At 70.6% G+C, this 18,905-nt stretch carries 15 protein-coding genes; 3 read left to right on the top strand and 12 right to left on the bottom strand.

The genetic code is table 11. The features are described 5' to 3' along the window. Positions 1-60: 60 nt before the first annotated feature. Positions 61-1,041, top strand: coding sequence for an IS1595 family transposase (locus IP92_RS15590; RefSeq protein WP_145876480.1), 981 nt, complete (start codon positions 61-63; stop codon positions 1,039-1,041). 56 nt (positions 1,042-1,097) lie between these two features. Here the strand turns inward: IP92_RS15590 and IP92_RS15595 are convergent, their stop codons facing one another. From IP92_RS15595 to IP92_RS15610, 4 genes are read right to left on the bottom strand one after another with little or no spacing between them, the layout of a single operon-like run. Next, positions 1,098-1,736, bottom strand: coding sequence for a response regulator transcription factor (locus IP92_RS15595; RefSeq protein ID WP_145876482.1), 639 nt, complete (start codon positions 1,734-1,736; stop codon positions 1,098-1,100). Then, positions 1,729-3,213, bottom strand: coding sequence for a response regulator (locus IP92_RS15600; RefSeq protein WP_145876484.1), 1,485 nt, complete (start codon positions 3,211-3,213; stop codon positions 1,729-1,731). Before IP92_RS15600 ends, IP92_RS15595 begins: the two co-directional genes overlap by 8 nt. Continuing rightward, positions 3,210-3,623: a response regulator gene (locus IP92_RS15605; RefSeq protein WP_145876486.1), complete on the bottom strand. Its 414-nt coding sequence runs from the start codon at positions 3,621-3,623 to the stop codon at positions 3,210-3,212. The genes IP92_RS15600 and IP92_RS15605 overlap by 4 nt, the downstream gene beginning before the upstream one ends. Continuing rightward, complete coding sequence (locus IP92_RS15610; protein ID WP_229418807.1) at positions 3,620-5,098, bottom strand: sensor histidine kinase; 1,479 nt, start codon at positions 5,096-5,098, stop codon at positions 3,620-3,622. Before IP92_RS15610 ends, IP92_RS15605 begins: the two co-directional genes overlap by 4 nt. A gap of 154 nt (positions 5,099-5,252) precedes the next feature. On the opposite strand from IP92_RS15610, the gene IP92_RS15615 reads away from it, so the two are divergent. Together IP92_RS15615 and IP92_RS15620 are read left to right on the top strand one after the other, a co-directional pair. Further along, positions 5,253-5,636, top strand: a complete 384-nt coding sequence (locus tag IP92_RS15615) for a TraR/DksA family transcriptional regulator (protein WP_145876489.1) — start codon at positions 5,253-5,255, stop codon at positions 5,634-5,636. A 24-nt stretch (positions 5,637-5,660) separates the two neighbouring features. Beyond that, positions 5,661-6,500, top strand: a complete 840-nt coding sequence (locus IP92_RS15620; protein WP_145876491.1) for a universal stress protein — start codon at positions 5,661-5,663, stop codon at positions 6,498-6,500. Positions 6,501-6,510: 10 nt separating this feature from the next. On the opposite strand, the gene IP92_RS15625 is transcribed toward IP92_RS15620, so the two are convergent. The 8 genes from IP92_RS15625 to IP92_RS15660 form a co-directional block, all read right to left on the bottom strand. Then, on the bottom strand, positions 6,511-7,104 hold the full coding sequence (locus IP92_RS15625) for an NAD(P)H-dependent oxidoreductase (RefSeq protein ID WP_145876493.1): 594 nt from the start codon (positions 7,102-7,104) through the stop codon (positions 6,511-6,513). Beyond that, positions 7,101-9,785, bottom strand: a complete 2,685-nt coding sequence (locus IP92_RS15630) for a bifunctional acetate--CoA ligase family protein/GNAT family N-acetyltransferase (protein ID WP_145876495.1) — start codon at positions 9,783-9,785, stop codon at positions 7,101-7,103. The genes IP92_RS15625 and IP92_RS15630 overlap by 4 nt, the downstream gene beginning before the upstream one ends. Before the next feature lie 103 nt (positions 9,786-9,888). Continuing rightward, positions 9,889-10,335 (bottom strand): carboxypeptidase regulatory-like domain-containing protein, encoded by a 447-nt coding sequence (locus IP92_RS15635; protein WP_145876497.1) that lies wholly within the window; start codon positions 10,333-10,335, stop codon positions 9,889-9,891. Between the two features lie 92 nt (positions 10,336-10,427). Next, positions 10,428-11,549: an ABC transporter permease gene (locus tag IP92_RS15640; protein ID WP_145876499.1), complete on the bottom strand. Its 1,122-nt coding sequence runs from the start codon at positions 11,547-11,549 to the stop codon at positions 10,428-10,430. A 1-nt stretch (position 11,550) separates the two neighbouring features. Further along, entirely contained in the window at positions 11,551-14,256 is a 2,706-nt protein-coding gene (rbbA, locus tag IP92_RS15645) for a ribosome-associated ATPase/putative transporter RbbA (RefSeq protein WP_145876501.1), read from the bottom strand. Then, complete coding sequence (locus IP92_RS15650) at positions 14,256-15,335, bottom strand: HlyD family secretion protein (protein ID WP_145876503.1); 1,080 nt, start codon at positions 15,333-15,335, stop codon at positions 14,256-14,258. The genes rbbA and IP92_RS15650 overlap by 1 nt, the downstream gene beginning before the upstream one ends. Then, positions 15,328-16,770 carry an efflux transporter outer membrane subunit gene (locus IP92_RS15655; RefSeq protein ID WP_145876504.1) on the bottom strand — a complete coding sequence of 481 codons (1,443 nt, stop codon included), beginning with the start codon at positions 16,768-16,770 and terminating at the stop codon, positions 15,328-15,330. Before IP92_RS15655 ends, IP92_RS15650 begins: the two co-directional genes overlap by 8 nt. Before the next feature lie 106 nt (positions 16,771-16,876). Next, on the bottom strand, positions 16,877-18,625 hold the full coding sequence (locus IP92_RS15660; RefSeq protein WP_145876506.1) for a putative bifunctional diguanylate cyclase/phosphodiesterase: 1,749 nt from the start codon (positions 18,623-18,625) through the stop codon (positions 16,877-16,879). Between the last annotated feature and the right edge of the window lie 280 nt (positions 18,626-18,905).

The following is an 18,905-nucleotide window of genomic DNA, read 5'->3' on the forward strand; positions in this document are numbered from 1 at the left end:
CCGAGCTGATGGAACCATCCGGCTCATCCGTTGTCATACCGACAGACAACGGGAGGAGCGATGGAGACCAAACGCTATGCAAACGCCTGCGCGCAGGTACGCGGCTGGCTGCCCGAACTGACCGATGCGCAACGGGCGGGCTTGCGGGCGTTGCTCGACAACAGCGCGGCGCTGGCGCAATGCCTGCAACTGATCGCACAGCTGCGGCCAGTCACGTGCTGCCCGCACTGCGGGGATGCGCGGCTGTACCGGCACGGCGTCGTCGGCGGGCTGCAACGCTACCGCTGCCGGGAGTGCGACCGCAGCTTCAACGCGCTGACCAACACGCCGCTGGCGTTCCTGCGCCGGCGCGACGCTTGGCTGCCGTATCTGCAAAGCATGCTCGACTCGCGCACGGTGCGCGCAGCCGCCACCGGCACGGGCATCCATCGCAACACGAGCTTTCGCTGGCGCCACCGGTTCCTGACGGAGGCGCGCAATGACCGGCCCGAGGAGCTGAAACACATCGTCGAGGCGGACGAGACTTACCTGCTCGAATCGCAGAAAGGATCGCGCCATCTGGCCCGGCCGGCACGCCGCCGGGGTGGTGTGGCGCACTCGCGCGGCATCACGAACGAACACGACTGCCTACTCGTGGCGCGCCAGCGCGGCGGAGGCACCTGCGACTGGGTGGCCGGGCGTGGCCAGATCACGGCAGTGAAATTGGAGCGTTGGCTGCGGCCGGCGCTGGCATCTTCCGCCGTGCTGGTCTCCGATGGTGCGGCGGCGTATCACAGCTTCGCCACCGCCACGGGGATCCGCCACGAGCCGGTCAGCGTACAGGCCCGCATCCGGGTGCGCGGTATCTATCATGTGCAGGGCGTCAATGCCTACCACAGCCGGCTGCACCAGTGGCTACGGACCTTCCGGGGCGTGGCCAGCCGCTACCTGGTCAACTACCTCGGCTGGCGTTACGCGCTCGATGGCGGCCGCATCGCCGCGCCCGCCGTGTTGCTGGCCGCGGCGCTGGGCGTCAGGACGGTGCCGGCCGTCCCGCCGTGAACAAGGTCGCACATCACCGAGCAACCGAGGCCATCCATAAGCTCGGGTGACAGCGCCTAGATGATGCCGTGCTCCAGCGCGTAGCGCGTCATGTCGGCATTCGTCGTCATGCCCATCTTTTCCAGGATGCGGGTGCGGTAGGTCGTCACCGTGTTCGGCGACAGGTGCAGCAGTTCGCCGATGCGCACCAGCGATTCGCCTGCCGCGATCAGCTTGAACACCTCGAACTCGCGGTTCGACAGCTCCTCGTGCGTGGCCATGCCGCCGCCCCCGCCGATCAGCATCGCCAGCTTTTCCACCAGCGCGGGACTGACGTGTTTGCCGCCGGCGGCCGCCTTGCGCACGGCGCCGATCAGCACCGCGGTCGGCACGTCCTTGGTCAGGTAGCCGGCCGCGCCCAGCTTCAATGCGCGCACCGCGTAGATCTCTTCCGAATACGTCGACAGCATCAGCACTGCCATCTTCGGCCAGTCGCTGCGCAGCGTCTTCAACAGCTCCAGGCCGTTCTTGCCCGGCATCGTGATGTCCAGCAGCGCCACGTCGAACGTGCGCGTCTTCAGCAATTCCACGGCCTGCTGCGCGTCGGCCGCCTCGCCCTGCACGGCGATGTCGTCCGCCGTGCCCAGCATCAGGCGCACGCCGTTGCGGGCGATCGTATGATCGTCCACCAGCAGCACCTCGATCTTCTTATCCATCCACTTCCTCCAGCGGCACGCGCAGCAGCAGGCGGGTACCCCGCCCCGGCTGGCTCGACACGGTCACGTCGCCGCCAAAGCGGCGCGACCGTTCCTGCATGCCCAATATGCCCCATGCATCGCGCGTGCCGTCGATCCCGTCGGTCGCGCCGATCCCCTTGCCGTCGTCGTCGACGGTCATTTCCAGCACGTTGCCGGTGCGGCGCACGCACAGCTGCACACGGCTGGCCCCGGCGTGCCGCACGACGTTCGTCAGGGCTTCCTGCGCCACGCGGAACAGCATGATGCTGCGCTCGTCGTCGAGCGTCGACGCGGCCGTGTCCTCGTCGATCGTGCAGCGGCAATCGAGGTTTGAGCGCTGCGCCACCTGCGCCACGTACCATTCCAGCGCGGCCCAGATGCCCAGCTGGTCCAGCACACTGGGGCGCAGGTCCGTGATCACGCGGCGCACCGTCTCGATCGCCGTCTGCGCCAGCCCGGCCGCCTCGTCCAGCAGCCCATCGGTGCCGACGGTGCCGGCGCGGGCCCGCTCGGCCGCCACGGAGATGTACGCCTTGATACCCGTCAGCAGGCCGCCCAGCTCATCGTGGATCTCGCGCGCGATGCGCTGGCGCTCCTGCTCCTTGATCGTTTCCTGGTGCGCGGCCAGGCGGCGCAGCTCGCGGTGCGAACGTTCCAGTTCCTGCTCGGCGAGCTTGTTCGCCGTGATGTCGACCAGAATGCCCTGCATGAACAGCGGCTCGCCGTCGTCGCCCTGCACCATGTCGGCCTGGTCGCGGAACCACAGCGTGGCGCCGCTTTTTGTCACCAGCCGGTATTCCAGCCGCAGCGGCTGGCCGCTGGCGCGGCTGGCGCGGATCGCCGCCAGCACGCCCTCGCGCTCGTCCGGCAGCATGCGCTGCGCATGCAGGCCGGGGTCGGCCAGCCATTCCTCGGCCGTGTAGCCCAGCACGCGCACCTGCGGGCTGATGTACTGCAGCCGCTCCGGGTCGCCCGGCGCGACGACGTAGCTGATCGCGTGAATCTGCTCGACGAGCGTGCGAAAGCGCGCCTCGGTGCGGCGCTGCTCGTTGATCAGCCGCTGCTCGCGCTGCAGCCGCTCGACGGCGCCCGGCAGCAGTTGCAGGTAGGCGCCCTCGACATCCTTGACGAGGTATTCGCGGGCGCCGCGGCGGATCGACTCGGCGGCCACGGCGGCGCTGTCCGCGCCCGTCAGCATCAGCACGGGCGGCTGGCCACCGCGTGGGCGCTGCTCCGCCAGCCGGCCGAGGAACTCCAGGCCCGTCAGGTCCGGCAGGCGGTAGTCGAGCAGGATGCAGTCCGGCGCTTCCGTGGCCGCGATTTCCAGCCCCTGCCCGCCGCTGTCCGCCTCGATCAGCTCGAAGCGCCCGCCGGACGCGGCCAGCATGCGCCGGCACGCGAGGCGATCGACCAGGTCGTCCTCGACGATCAGCACGCGGATCGGGTCGGCACTCATGGCATTTCGCTGATGGTCCAGTACAGGTCGATCGAGCGCATCATCTCGACGAAGCGGCGGTAGTCGACCGGCTTGGCCATGTAACCGGCCACGCCCAGGTCGAAGCTGCTCACCTTGTCCTGCTGTTCCTCGGACGTCGTCAGCACGATCACGGGAATGCGCCGCAGCGTTTCATCCGCCTTGGCATGCTGCAGGAACTCGATGCCGTTCATGATCGGCATGTTCAGGTCCAGCAGGATGATGCACGGCGTGTCGCTGGCCGCGTCGCGCAGGTAGCGCAGCGCGTCCTCGCCGTTTTCCGCCGTCACGACGGGGTTCGTCACGTGGATCTCGCGCAGCGCGCGGCGGATCGTCATCACGTCGACCTGGTCGTCCTCGACCAGCAGAATGGGTTTGTTCGGTACTTTCATCGTTGCGCCTTCGGCAGCGTAAAGGAAAAGGTGGCGCCCGCGCCAGGTTCGGATTGTACCGTCACGGTGCCGCCATACATCTCGACGATCTTTTTCACGAGCGCGAGGCCGACGCCGGTGCTCTCGACCCGGTCGCGCGGCGCCAGCGTCTGGAACAGCTGGAAGATGCGCTCGAAATGGCGCGCCTCGATGCCGGGGCCGTTGTCCGTCACGGCGAAGCGCCACTGCGCGCCCTCGTCGGCCCAGGTGACGTCCACATGCCCGTCCGGCTTGTCCATGTGCTTGATCGCGTTCGAGATCAGGTTATGGAACACCTGGCCGATGCGGGTCGGTTCCGTGACGATCGTCGGCATGCCGGGCGCGACGCGCACCGTGACGCCGGTGCTGGGGGCCAGCAGGTCGACCGCTTCGGCCAGCACCTTGTTCAGGTCCACCGGCACGCGCGTCTCGCGCACCCGGCCCACCCGCGAATACTGCAGGATGCCGTCGATCAGCGCGCCCATCCGGTGCACCCGGTTGATCAAGAGGCGCATGTGCTCGCGCCCTTCGTCGTTGAACTTGTCGGCGTAGTCGGTGGCGATCCAGTCCGCCAGCGAACCGATGCCGCGCAGCGGTGCCTTCAGGTCGTGCGACACGACGTAGGCAAAGCTCGTCAATTCCTCGTTCGCGCCGGTCAGTTCCTGCAGCAGGCGGCGCACCTCGTCCTCGGCCGCCTTGCGCGCCGTGATGTCGCGCACCAGGCCCGTGAACATGCGGCGCTCGCCGATACGCATCTCGGCCACCGCCAGCTCCATCGGGAACACGCTGCCGTCACGGCGCAGGCCGTGCACCTCGCGGCCCTTGCCGATGATGCGCTGCTCCCCCGTGCCCAGGTAGTGGGCCAGGTAGCCGTCGTGGCGCGAGCGGTCCGGCTCGGGCATCAGCATCGACACGTTGCGGCCGGCCACCTCCGCCTCGGACCAGCCGAACATGCGCTCGGCGGCGGGATTCAGGCGCTCCATGATGCCCCGTTCGTCGATCGTGATGATGCCGTCCACGGCCGTCTCGAACACGGCGCGCATGCGCGCCTCGCTGGCCTGCAGCGCGTGTTCTGCGCGTTTGCGCTTGCTGATGTCGTGCAGGGTCGCCAGCACCAGCGACGGGCCTTCCGGGTCGCGCAGCGGCGACAGGCTGACTTCGACGGGAAACCCGGTGCCGTCGGCACGTACGGCTTCCAGTTCCAGCCCGATGCCCATCGGCCGTGGGCGTGGCTGGTCCATGTACTGCTCGCGCAGACGGGCATGGGCGGCCCGCAGGCCGGCCGGCAGCAGCACCTCGAGCTCCTGCCCGTCGAGGGCGCCGGGGGCATGCCCGAACAGCCTGGCCAGCGCGCCGTTGGCCAGCACGATGCGGCCGCGCGCATCGCAGATCAGCATCGCATCGGTGGCCGCATCGAGCAGCCAGCCCAGGCTGCGGGCGGCAAGTGGGACGTTCAACGGCGACTCCTTCCAGTCGGCGCGCCGCAGCGAACGCGGCGCAAAGTGTTAATCATCAACCGATTTTTGACTTCGGTCAAACCCCAGGGATGACGCGGGGCGCCCGCGGTAATACATTGAAAGCATCGAACTTGCGACAAGGATGGAGACCAGCATGAGCCTCACCACTGCCCAGACACAGGCCCTGGGCACCGACCTGCGCCGCCGCCGCGACCTGCTGGCGGCCGAACTGCGCGAGCGCCTGCACACCAGCGGCCAGGACGTGCCGGCCGGCCTGCGCGACTACCTGGGCGCCGGCGTCGACCCCAGCGAGGCCTACGAAGAGCTGGCCGACGACCTGGCGTGGCTGGGCCACGAGACCATCGTGCTGCGCCGCCTGGACGCGGCGCTGCGTCGGCTGTCGATCGGCGGCTACGGCACCTGCATCTACTGCGGCGGCGACATTCCTCCCGAGCGGCTGCAGGCGATGCCGGCGGCGGAAAGCTGCGTGGCGTGCCAGGAAGCCGCCGAACGCGAGCGGCGCCGCCATCCCGCCTGAGTACATTTCACCGAAGGAGCCATCATGTACAAGACGATCGTGCTGCACGTCGACGACGGCAGCCAGTTTCCCACCCGGCTCAAGATTGCCGCCGACCTCGCGGAACGCCACGGCGCCCACCTGATCGGCAGCGCCGTGACCGGGATTGCCGCGCACGACTACGCGATGGTCGCCGCATCGCCGTTCGGCCCGCTGCCGCTGGTCGACCTGCAGGAATTGCGCGAACGCGCCGCCGATGCGCTGGCGCGCTTCCAGGACGAAGCCCGCCGCCTTGGCGTGCCGTCCGTCGAAACCCGCCTGATCGAGGACAACGCGGAACGCGCGCTGGTCCTGCAATCGCCGTATGCGGACCTGATCGTGGTGGGCCAGAACGATGCCGGCACGACGTTCGGCGCCCCCGTCGCGACCGGCGTGGCCGACTACGTGGCGCTGCACTGCACGCGCCCCGTGCTCGCGGTGCCGGCCGCCAGCCGCAACACGGCCGTCGGCACGCGCGTCGTCGTCGGCTGGAACGCCAGCACCGAAGCGTCGCGCGCCGTGATGGCCGCGCTGCCGCTGCTGCGCAAGGCGCAGCTGGTGCGCATCGCCGTCATCGCGCCGCAACTGCTGCCGCTGCGGCACGGCGAGGAGCCCGGCGCCGACCTGGCCACCTACCTGGCGCGCCACGGCGTGCGCGTCGAAGTTGCCGTGGACGATGCCGAGACGGAGGCCGGCACCGCGCTGCTGCGCCAGGCCGAGCACGCGAGCGCCGACCTGATCGTCGCCGGCGCGTATGGCCACAGCCGCTACCGCGAATGGATCGCCGGCGGCGCCACCCGCTCGCTGCTGGACAACCAGCACGTGCCGGTGCTGCTGGCGCACTGACGAACGATGCCTATTGCCCATGCGCCCCCAACCGGCGCATGCGGCCGCACCAGCGCCGCACGGCCGCCTCGTCGAGGTTGCCGGCGGTGCCCACCAGCGTGTGCCGTACCGGCGCGAAGCCGACGAAGCCGAGGATATTGCGCTCCAGCGACTTGACGCTGTGCGCACGGTAGACCCACCGGTAGATCGCCGCCGGCATCCCCATCGTCGCGACCACGCGCGCGCTTTTCCCCTTCAGCAGGCCGGCTTTCAGCGGATTGCGCGAATTGTCCGCATCGCGCGCCAGCGCGAAGCCGGGCCGCGCCACCTGTTCCAGGAAGCCTTTCAACAGCGCCGGCATATCCCCCAGCCACAACGGGAACACCAGCAGCACGTGGTCCGCCCGGCCCAGCGCCGCCTGCGCATCGGCCAGCGCGGGCGGCAACGTGCCATGCTCCCACTCGGCCGCGCTGCGCAGCAGCGGAAACTCCAGCAGCGCCGGCGTCACCGTCTCGACGGCGTGGCCGGCCGCGGCCGCGCCCTCCGCATACGCCTGCGCCAGCGCGTGGCACAGGTGGCCGCCGGCCGGATCGGGATGGCCCTGCACGATCAGCACGTGCGTCATGCCGCCGCCTCCGGGCGCAACGTGTACCGCAGCGCCATCACGTCGCCGCTGCGCTCGACGGCGAAGCCGGCGGCGCGGGCCAGGCCGATCATCCGCACATTGTCCGGCAGTGCCGTGCCGACGATCTCGGCCAGCCCGCTGGCGCGGCAGTAGTCGACCAGCGCTCCCAGCAGCAGGTGGCCCAGCCCCCTGCCCTTCAGGTCCGAACGGATCGTGACGGCGAATTCGCCGCGCACATTGTCCGGGTCCGCCACGACGCGGGCCACACCGAGCGTCTCGGCGCGGCCATCGGGCCCCGGCCGCGTCGCGATCAGCGCCATCTCCCGCGCGTAATCGATCTGCGTGAAGCGGGCCAGCTGGGCCGGCGACAGCTCGCGCAGCGCGGCGAACAGGCGGAAGTGCACGTCCTCCGGCGTCAACGCGGCAAAGAACGCCTGGTGGGCGGCGCCGTCTTCCGGCCGCACCGGGCGGATCGTCACGCTGCCGCCGTTCCACGGCACGCTGCGTTCCAGACCGGCCGGATACGGCAGGATCGCCAGCCGGTCCAGCGCGCCCGTGCCGGCGGGCACCGGCGCCAGGCGCATGCGCGCATCGAGCGCGATGACGCCGTCGCTGTCGGCCAGCAGCGGATTGATGTCCAGTTCCGCCAGCTCCGGCAGGTCGGCGGCGACCTGGCCGATGCGCACCAGCGCGTCGCACAGCGCCTCGAAGTCGGCGGCGGGCCGGTCGCGGTAGCCGGCCAGCAGCTTCGCCACGCGCGTGCGGCCAATCAGCTCGCGCGCCAGCACGCGGTTCAGCGGCGGCAGGCCGATCGCCTGGTCGGCCGTCACCTCGACGGCCACGCCGCCCTGGCCGAACAGCACCACGGGGCCGAACACGGGATCGGTCGTGATGCCGACGATCAGTTCGACGGCGCGGGGCCGGCGCACCATCTGCTGCACCGTGTAGCCGGTAATGTGGGCGTCGGGCCGGGCGGCGGCGAGGCGCTGGCGGATGTCGCGCAGCGCGGCCAGCAACGCATCGGGATGGTCGACGTCCAGCACGACGCCGCCCACGTCGGACTTGTGCACGACGTCCGGCGACAGCAGCTTGACGGCGACCGGGTAGCCGATCGACACGGCGGCCGCCAGCGCTTCCTCGTCGTTGGCGACGACTGCCGTGCGGGCGACGGGAATGCCGTAGGCGGCCAGGATGTCCTTGCTGTCCGCCTCGGGCACACGCAACGTGCCGGCCGCCAGCAGCGCATCGACGGCCGTGCGCGCGCGGCGGCGGTCCACCGTTGCCGGCGCCAGCGGCGCGGGCACCTGCATCAGCGCGTCCTGGTTGCGGCGGTACTGCCACAGCTGCAGGAAGCCTTCGACGGCACCTTCCGGCGTGTCAAACACGGGCACGCCGGCCTCCAGGCACAGCGCCCTGGCGCCGGCCACGCTGTCGCCACCGACCCACGACGTCAGCACGGGCCGGTTGGCGCTGCGCAACAGCGGCAGCACCTCGCGCGCCACGTCGGCGGACGGCACGATCGCCGTCGGCGCGTGCAGCAGCACGACCGCATCGACTTCGGCCGCATCGAGCAGCACTTCGAGCGCCTGGCGGTAGCGCTCCGGCGGCGCGTCGCCGATGATGTCGACGGGGTTCGCGTTCGACCAGGTGGCCGGCAGCACGGCCGAGAGCCGGCCGATCGTCGCACCGGACAACTCGGCCAGCTGGCCGCCGCCGGCCACCAGCGCGTCGGTGGCCATCACGCCCAGGCCGCCGCCGTTGGTGACGATGGCCAGCCGCGGCCCCCGCAACGGCCGGCTGTGCGCCAGCATCGCGCAGGCGTCGAACAGGTCCTCGGTGCGGTACACGCGGAGCATGCCGGCACGGCGGATCGCCGCGTCATAGACGAGGTCCGCGCCGGCCAGCGCGCCCGTGTGGCTGAACGCGGCCTTGGCGGCCTGCTCGGCGCGGCCGGCCTTCACGATCAACGTCGGCTTGCCACGCGCGGCGCTGCGCGCGGCGGACATGAACTTGCGGGCCTTTCGCACGCTTTCCACGTACAACAGGATCGCATCCGTGTTCGGGTCGGCGGCCAGCCAGTCCAGCAGGTCGCCGATGTCGATGTCGCTGCCGTCGCCCACCGACACGAACGTCGAGAAGCCGATGCGGCGCGCATGGGCCCAATCCAGCACGGCCGTGACCAGCGCGCCGGACTGCGACACGAACGCAAGCCGCCCCGGCGCCGCGCCGACGGGCGCGAAGCTGGCGTTCAGGCCGATGCCGGGCACCAGCAACCCCAGGCAGTTCGGGCCCAGGATGCGCAGCAGGTGCGGCCGCGCCGCGTCCAGCATCGCCTGGCGCAGCGGCTTGCCGCCCGGCCCCGCCGCGCCCAGCCCGGCCGACAGCACGATGGCAGCCTTCGTGCCGCGCCGGCCCAACGCGTCGATCAGGCCGGGCACCGTGGCGGCCGGCGTGCAGATCACCGCCAGCTCGGGCGCTTCCGGCAGCGCGGCCACGTCGGCGTAGGCGGGCCGCCCGGCGACCATGTCGTGGCCGGGATTGACGGCGAAGATCCGGCCGCCGAAGCCGCCGTCCAGCACGTTGCGGTAGACGGTGGCGCCCACGCTGCCAGGCCGGTCGGATGCGCCGATCACGGCCACGGACTGCGGCGCGAACAGGTGTTGCAGGTTGCGGATGGTCATCGGCTCTCCTTGCGTCAGCGAAAATTGTGCGCTGCCGCAAAGGTTAGCGAATGTACAGCGCAAGAAAGTTGATTTGAATCAAAATCAACCCAAACACGTGCGATTACTGCGTCGTGGCCTGATCCGGCTTCGCGCCCCAGTAGAAATACACCTCGCGGGCGGCGCCATTGCGGCCGATCGTCACACTGCGGCTCTGTTCCTGCTCGTCCGCCTTGGCGTTGACCCAGTAGGTCCCCGGCGGCAGCTTCACATACACCTGCGGGCCCGCCGCGTCGAGCGACAGCACGGGATTGCGCTTGCGGTCCGTGATCGTCAGCGCCACGTCCGCGCGCATCTCGCCGCTGCCCCGCGTGGCGAACGTCAGCCGCAGGTTGAAATCGGCGCGCATCGCCGCCAGCGCCTCGCGCTGCTCGCTGCCGACACCGCCGCTTGCATAGGTGACGGCGCCGCTGCTGCCCGTCACGAGTCCATCCTGCGCCCACGTGCTGCCCATGCCCAGCTGCAGCCCGCACGCAAGCGCGAAAGTCACCATCGTCCTGATCGGCTTCATTCGATTTCCCCTTGTTGTGCGACCCTTACAGTATCGCGCGAACGATGCCAGGATGCCATCGGTCGATCGTGCGGTGCGCGGTCGGGGTTCCCCTACAGGGCGGCCATCGCGCGGCGGAAGCGGACGAGCGTCAACCCGAACAGCGCGGCGCCGATCGCGCCCAGCGCGACGAGCGGGCGCCACACGATGTCGAGCCCCGCGCCGCGGTACAGCACGGCCTGGGCCAGCTCCACGTAATGCGTCGTCGGCGCCAGCTGCATCAGCTCGCGCACGCCGAACGGGATGCTCTCGCGCGGCGTTGTCGCGCCGGACAGCATTTCCAGCGGCAGCAGCACGAGGATCACGAGCAGCCCGAATTGCGGCATGCTGCGCGCCAGCGTCGCCATCAGCACGCCCAGCGACGTCGTCGCGAACAGATGCAGCAGCGTGCCGGCCAGGAACAGCGCCACCGAGCCTTCGATCGGCACGCCCAACGCGCCGCGCACGACGAACGTCAGCGACAGCAGCGCCGCCAGCAGCACGACGGCGCCCATTGACCACACCTTGGCCAACAGGATCTCGAGCGGCGTCACCGGCATCACCAGCAGGTGCTCGACGGTGCCGTGCTCGCGCTCGCGGATCAGCGCCGCGCCGGCCAGGATCACGGAGAGCATCGTCACGTTGTTGACGAGCTCCATCACGCCGCCGAACCACCGTTCCGACAGCGCGGGATTGAAGCGCGCCCGCAGCGCCAGCTCCACCGGCTGCGCGGCGGCGCCCCGGTAGCGCTGGGTAAACTCGGCGATCTCGCCCTGTGCGATCTGGCCGATGTAGGAACTGCCCGTGAAGGCCTGGCTCATGCGGGTGGCGTCGACGTTCAGCTGCAGCGCCGGCTGCCGGCCCGCCAGCAGCTTGCGCTGGAAGCCGGCCGGGATCACCAGCACGAACGTGTAGCGCCCAGCGTCCAGCGCTGGATCGATCTGGTCGTGCGTCAGCAGCACGGGCGGGTTGAATTGCGGCGGCGCGAACGCAAGGCGCAGCCGCATCGACAGTTGCGACTGGTCTTCGTCGACGATCGCCAGCGCCGCATGCGTCAGCGTGTCCGGCCGGGCGGTGGCGGCGATCCAGATCGCCATCGAGAACGTCCAGACGATCAGCGCCAGCATGATCGGATCGCGCCACAGGCTCCACAGCTCCTTGACGCCCAGGCGGTAAATGCGCAGCAGGCTGGCCATGTCAACGCTCCTGTTTCGGCAGCAGCGCGATGGCCGCGCCGACGATGACGGGCGCGGCAAGCGCCAGCGCCAGGAAGTCCGGGCCCAGGTCCGCCAGGCCCAGCGCCTTGTTGAACACACCGCGGCTGATCGACAGCATGTGCGACGCCGGGTAGACGGCGCCGACGACCCGGCCCACGCCTTCAAGCGATGCGACGGGGTTCAGCAGCCCGGCGAACTGGATCGCCGGGATCATCGTGCCGATCATCGTCAGGAAGATCGCCGCGATCTGGCTGCGCGTGAAGGTCGAGGACAGCAGGCCGATGCCGGTCGATGCGATCGCATACACCAGTGCGGCCAGGCACAGCGCCGGGAAGCTGCCCCGCACGGGCACGCCGAAGGCCGTCACCGCCAATGCCGTCATCAGCAGGAAGTTCAGCATCGCCAGCAGCACGTACGGCACCTGCTTCCCGAGCAGGAATTCGGCGCGCCGCGCCGGCGTCACGTACAGGTTGACGATCGAGCCCATCTCCTTTTCGCGCACGACGGCCAGCGCGGCCAGCATCGCCGGCAGCATCAGCAGCAACAGCGGGATCACGGCCGGCACCATCGCCGGCAGGCTGCGCACGTCCGGGTTGTAGCGGTAGCGCGTTTCGATGCCGGCCGCGCTGGACAGCGTCAGCCCGTAGCGGTATTGCGCCTTCTGCTGCAGCCACAGCAGGTGCATCGCCTGCACGTAGGCCTGCACCGTCTCGCCGCGCATCGGCATCGCGCCGTCGATCCACGCGCCGATCTGCACGGGCCGGCCATGCGTCACGTCGCGCGCGAAGCCGGGCGGGATTTCCAGCGCCAGCGCCAGTTCGCCGGAGCGCATGCGCCGGTCCAGCTCCGCCTCGTCCGTCAGGGCGGGGCGTTCGACGAAGTAGTGCGAGCCGGCCAGGTTCAGCGCGTAATCGCGCGACAGCGCCGTGTTGTCGCGGTCCAGCACGGCGAAGCGCAGGCTGTCCACGTCCAGGCTGATGCCCACGCCGATCACGACCAGCAGGATCAGCGAGCCGCACAGCGCCAGCGTGGCGCGCACCGGATCGCGGCGCAGTTCGAGCGCCTCGCGCCGCAGCCAGGCCAGCAGCCGGCCCGCGCCGCCACCCCGCGCCCCCCCCGCCACCGCGGGCCGCAACGCCTCCGGATCGGGCGGCGTACCGCTGCCGCCGGCATCCTTCAGGTAGCCGATGAAGGCTTCTTCGAGCGTGGCCGCATGGCGTGCGTCGATCAGCTCCTGCGGCGCGCCACTGGCCAGCAGCCGGCCCGCGTGCATCAGCGAGATCCGGTCGCAACGCAGTGCCTCGTTCATGAAGTGAGTCGAGATGAAGATCGTCACGCCGTCGCGCCGCGCCAGTTCCAGCATCAGCTGCCAGAACGCGTCGCGCGCGACCGGGTCGACGCCGGACGTCGGCTCGTCGAGGATCAGCAGGTCCGGCCGGTGCACCATCGCCACCGCCAGCGACAGCCGCTGGCGCACGCCCAGCGGCAGGTGCGGCGGCAGCGCCGCTTCGACGTCGGCCAGCCCGAAGCGCGCGACCATCTCGTCGCAGCGGGCGGCGATGTCGGCGGGCGGCACGCCGAACAGCCGCGCGTGCAGCACGAGGTTCTGGCGCACGGTCAGCTCGCCGTACAGCGAAAAGCCCTGCGACATGTAGCCGACGCGGCGGCGCATCGCCACCGAGCCGCCCTGCGCCGGCTGGCCAAATAACGTGGCTGTGCCGCTGGTGGCGGGCAAGAGGCCTGTCAGCATCTTCATCGTCGTCGTCTTGCCGCAGCCGTTCGAGCCGAGAAAGCCGAAGATCTCGCCGCGGCCGATGCGGAAGCTGACGTTGTCGACGGCCGTGAAATCGCCGAAACGGCAAGTCAGCGCATGCGCCTCGATGGCCACCTCGGTACCGCTGACGCCGCGCGGCGGCGCGACCGGCTCATGGTGGCCGGCGCGGCGCTCGGCCGGCAGCAGCGCGACAAAAGCTTCCTCCAGGTTGGCCGTACCGGTGCGCGCCAGCAGTTCGGCGGGGCTGCCGGTGGCCAGCACGCGGCCCTCATCCATCGCCGCCAGCCAGTCGAAGCGGGCCGCCTCGTCCATGTAGGCGGTGGCGACCAGCACGGACAACGCGGGCCGCGTGGCGCGGATCGCGCCGATCAGGTCCCAGAACTGGGCGCGGGCCAGCGGATCGACGCCGGTGGTCGGTTCGTCGAGGATCAGGAAATCGGGATCGTGGATCAGCGCGCAGCACAGCCCCAGCTTCTGCTTCATGCCGCCGGACAGCTGGCCGGCCGGCCGTTCCAGGAACGGCGCCAGCCCCGTCGCATCGGTGAGCAGCGCGATGCGGCGGCGCTGCTCGGCGCCGCCGTGGCCGAACAGGCGGGCGAAGAACACGAGGTTCTCGCGCACCGACAACGTGGGATACAGGTTGCGCCCGAGCCCTTGCGGCATATAGGCGATGCGCGGGCAGACGGCGGCGCGGTGGCGGCGCGAACGCATGTCGCCGCCCAGCACGCGCACGTCGCCCGCGCCGATCCGCCGCGCCCCGGCCAGCACCGCCAGCAGGCTCGATTTGCCGACGCCGTCCGGCCCGATGATGCCGGCCACGATCCCGGCCGGCACGGCCAGCGCGACGCCGTCCAGGGCAGCCACGTCGCGGTAGCGCAGGGTCAGGCCCGTGACGGCGGCAACCGGCTCCATCACAGGTCCTTGCGCACCGTCAGCTGCTCGGGCCACGGCCGCGCCGGGTCCGTGCGCAGCCAGGCGACGCCCGGCACGCCCGTCTTCACCTGCGCCAGGTGGCGTTCCAGCAGCCCACGATCGATCTGCGCCTTCACGCGGAACATCAGCTTCTGCCGCTCGCTGGCCGTTTCCACCGTCTTCGGCGTGAATTGCGCCGTGCTGGCGACGAACGACACGCGCGCGGGGATCACGATGCCGGGCGCCGCGTCCAGCACGATGCGTACTTCGCTGCCCAGTGCGATGCGGCCCGCCGCCGTTTCCGGCACGAAGAACGTCATGTACACATCGCGCAGGTCGACCAGGTTCAGCACCTTGCCGCCGCTGCCCAGCACCTCGCCCGGCTGCGCCACGCGGTACTGCACCCGGCCGGCGCGGGGCGCCAGCAACGTGGCGTCGGCCAGGTCGGCGTCGATGCGCGCCGTCGTCGCCTGCGCCGCCACCACGGCCGAGCGGGCGCCGACCAGCTGCGCCTGGGCCGCCGCGACGGCCGCCTGCGCGGCCTTTTCCTGCGCCCGCGCCGCGGCCAGCGCCGCGTTCACGCCGCGCACGCGGGCCTGGTCGTCGTCCATTTCCTGGGCCGATGCGGCGCCGTCGGCCGACAACGTCGTCGAACGCCGCAGCCGGCGCGACGCGGCATCGAGCTCGCTCTCGCGCTGGGCGACGACGGCCGCCGCGGCGGCGCGGTCGCTCTGGCGCACGGCCAACTGGGCTTCGGCACCCGCCACCGCGTCGCGGGCCTGCTGCGCGCGCGCGGCCGCTTCGTCGCGCTGGGCGCGCAGCGACTGGGTGTCCATCACGGCCAGCGGCTGGCCGGCGTTGACGAACGTGCCTTCGTCGACAAGGATGTCTGCCACCCGGCCCGGCAGCTTGGTCGCCACGTCGATCTCGGTCGCCTCGATGCGGCCATTGCCGCTGATGAAGCCCGCGCCGGGCCCGGACGGCGCAGCTAGGCGGTGCCAGCCCCACGCCACGCCGACCACGCCAGCCAGCAGTACGGCGCCGATCACGAGCCAGCGCACCACGTTCTTCTTATCCATGATCCCGTCCTTGTTGTGTACATGCCGCCGTGTCGACGGCGCCGCTGCCGCCACCCAGTGCGAGATACAGGCTGACCTGCGCGGACAGCAGCGCGCGGCGCACCTGCACCTGCTGCTGTTCGGCCGTCAGCAGGTCGCGCTGCGCGTCGAGCACTTCCAGGTAAGTCGTCGCGCCGTTGTCGTAGCGCAGCCGCGCCAGCCGATCGCGTTCGCGCTGCGCCGCCAGCGCCGTCTCGCCGATGCGCACCTGGTCGGCCAGGTGATGGCGCGACGCCAGCGCATCGGCCACTTCGCGAAACGCGGTGCGGATGGTCTTGTCGTAGGTGGCCACCGCCGCCTCGGTGCGGGCCTCGGCGGCGCCCAGGTTGGCGCGGTTGCGGCCGAAGTCGAAGAGCGGCTGGGCCAGCGTCGGCGCGAACGTCCATGCATGGCTGCCGTTGTCGAACAGGCCCGCCAGCTGGGCGCTGGCGCTGCCGTAGCTGCCCGTGAGGCTGATGCGGGGGAAGAACGCGGCGCGGGCCGCATCGACCTGGTAGCGCGCGGCGCGCAGCTGCCGTTCGGCGGCCGCCACGTCCGGGCGGGCGAGCAATACGTCGGACGGCAGGCCGGCCGCCAGCGGGCGCAGCACCAGCAAGTCGTCGAAGCGGCCCTGTTCCGGCGGCGGTTCGCCGGCGCCGCCCGTCAGCACGTCCAGCGCGTGCGCCTGCAGCGCGCGCTGCTGGCGCAGCTGCGAGACGAGGGCCTCGGCCTGGGTTTGCAAGGTCTGCACCTGGGCGAGGTCGAGGCGCGCCGTGGCGCCCTCCTCCACGCGGCGGCGGAAGATGCGCAGCGATGCATTGCGGCTGGCCAGCGTGCGCTCGGCCAGCACGATGCGTTCGTCCAGTTCGCGCAGCGCCAGATAGCGCTCCGCGACCTGCCCGATCAGCGCCAGCGCGACCGCGCGGCGCGATGCCTCGCTGCCGAGCCATGCCTGCAGCGCCGCATCGTCCAGCGCGGCCAGGCGGCCCCACAGGTCCGCTTCCCAGCTGACCTGCACGCCGGCCTGGTACTGGGTGCTCAGCAGGTCGTGGCCGGTAGGGCTCAGGTCGTGGGGAATCCGGTTGCGCTGCACGTCGATGCCGGCGCCGATGGCGGGAAAACGATTCGCGTGCTGCAGTCCGGCCAGCGCCGCCGCTTCGCGTACGCGGGCGGCGGCCGTGCGCACGTCGCCGTTGCAGGCGAGGCCGCGGGCGATCAGCGCCTGCAATGCGGGATGGTCGAAGTAGTCGCGCCAGTCGAGCGGCGTGGCGGCGGCGCCGTCGTCAGCGGCGTCGGCGGGCCACCGTTCCGGCGGCACGGGCATGGCGACCCGCTGGGCTGGCCCGGCGCAGGCGGACAAGGCGCCGGCCAGCAGCAGCGCGGCGAGCTTGCGGGTGGTATCGGTGAATTCGGCCATGGTCGATAAATGCGTTGTGCGCCGCAACACGCGGGCGCAGCGCCACTATAGGCCGTCCCCTCCCTAGCGAACCATGATCCTGATCAATTACTAACAGTGCCGAGCGTCAATGCGTCGCATGCCAGGCCGTGAATGCATCCACTTCCAGCGCTTTCGCGTACAGCCAGCCTTGCGCTTCGTCGCTGCCGGCGGCGCGCACCAGCTCGCGCGCGCCTTCCGTCTCGACGCCTTCGGCAACGACGCGGTAGCCCAGGTCGTGCGACAGCGAGATCATCGCCGCGACCAGGGCGCGCTTGCGCTCGTCCGACTCGATGCCGCGCACGAAACTCTGGTCGATCTTCACGACGTGCGCCGGGATGCTCTGCAGGTAGGACAGGCTGCTGTAGCCGGTGCCGAAGTCGTCGATCGCGATGCGCACGCCGACCGCGTGCAGCGCCGCCAGCGTGCGTTCGGCGGCGGCGAAGTTTTCCATCGCCGTCGTCTCCGTGATCTCCAGTTCCAGGTGCGCGGCCGGCACGCCGTGCGCAAGCAGCCGCTCGGCGACGACGTCGGCGAAGTCCGCTTCCAGCAGGTTCGGCGCCGACACGTTGACGGACAAGGTCAACGCGATGCCGGCATCCTGCCACGCGCGCAGCTGGCGCAAGGCGGCGTCGACGACCCACGCCGTGGTCGGTCGGGCCATCGACGTCTGCTCGATCACCGGCATGAATTCGCCCGGCGACACGTCGCCCAGTTCCGGGTGGCGCCAGCGCAGCAGCGCCTCGGCGCCGACACAGCCGCCGCTGGCCAGGTCGATGCGCGGCTGGTAGACGAGCCGCAGCTGGCCACTGCCTTCCAGCGCGCGGCCGAATTCGCCCAGCAATGTAAAGCGGCGGCGATAGGCGGCATCCTGCTCGCACGAGTAGACGGCCATCTGCTGGGGTGCGGTGAACGCGTCGTGCACGGCGCTTTGGGCGATCCGCAGCACGTCCATCGCCGCGGTCAGGCCCAGTTCGAACGGGGCGATGCCGACGGCGGGTGTCGTCACGAAGCGCGACGTCGACCAGTCGCCCTGCCCGGCCAGCCAGCGGCGCAACCGCGTGCGGCAGGCCGCCAGCGTCATCTCGGGCGGGAACAGCACGGCGACCTGGCTGGCCGCCACCTGGTACATCTTCGCTTCCAGCCCGAACTCGGCGCGCAGCGAGCGCACGGCCTCGCCGACCATCGTGTCCAGGTACGTCGAGCCCATCACGCGCGCCGCATTGGCCAGCTGCGCGGGGCTGGCCAGGTGGGCCAGCACGGCGAGGCGCTGCTCGCCGCGGGGGCGGTCGCGTTCGATGTCGCCGAGATCGTCGATGAACTGGTTACGGTTCGGCAGGCCGCTGATCGGGTCGATGCGGCCCAGCGCGTGCTGCAGCTCGATTTGCGCCATCACCATCGCGGCCAGGTCGACAAGCAGGGATGCCTCGTCGGCGCGGATCTGCCGGGGCTCCATGCCCAGCACGCACATCGCGCCGAGCGTATAGCCCTCGCGGGTGACGAGCGGCGCGCCGGCATAGAAGCGGGCGCCGGTCGCAGCCAGCGCACTGTCGCGGTAGTACTCGTCGGCGAGGATGTCGGGAATCACGAGCACCGTGCCGCTCGAACAGACGCCGTCGCACGGCGCTTTTTCGCGGGGGATCGAGCAGTGGGCGACGCCGACGCGCGACTTGAACCACTGCCGGTCCGTATCGGTCAGCGACACGGCGGCGATGGGCAAGTCGAACAGGCGCGCGGCCATGCGGGTGATGCGGTCAAAAGCCTCGGAAGGCGGGGTGTCCAGCAAGTCCAGCTTGCGCAGCGCGTCGATGCGCGCGGCTTCGTTATGGGCGGTCATCGGTCAAATCAGGGTATGCACCCGTGAGGGCGCCGTGAATTTGGCGATGCATGGCTTGGGCACCGGTACGCCCGGCAACAATCAATGTTGAGTCGGGGCAACATCATTGTAGCGACCTTTGCCGTGCCACGCACGACAATTTGGCGATCCGTGCGATAGCGTCGTCCTATCGCGGCAACAGGTCGGACTACATAAAGCTGAGCTGGTCGCTTTACAACAGGGGACTGTCCCTCGATTTTGGAAACTTTTTCGCTTGCCCAAAAGCCAATGTCGCGATCGC

It is taken from the genome of Pseudoduganella flava (assembly GCF_007830495.1).
Lineage (GTDB): Bacteria > Pseudomonadota > Gammaproteobacteria > Burkholderiales > Burkholderiaceae_D > Rugamonas > Rugamonas flava.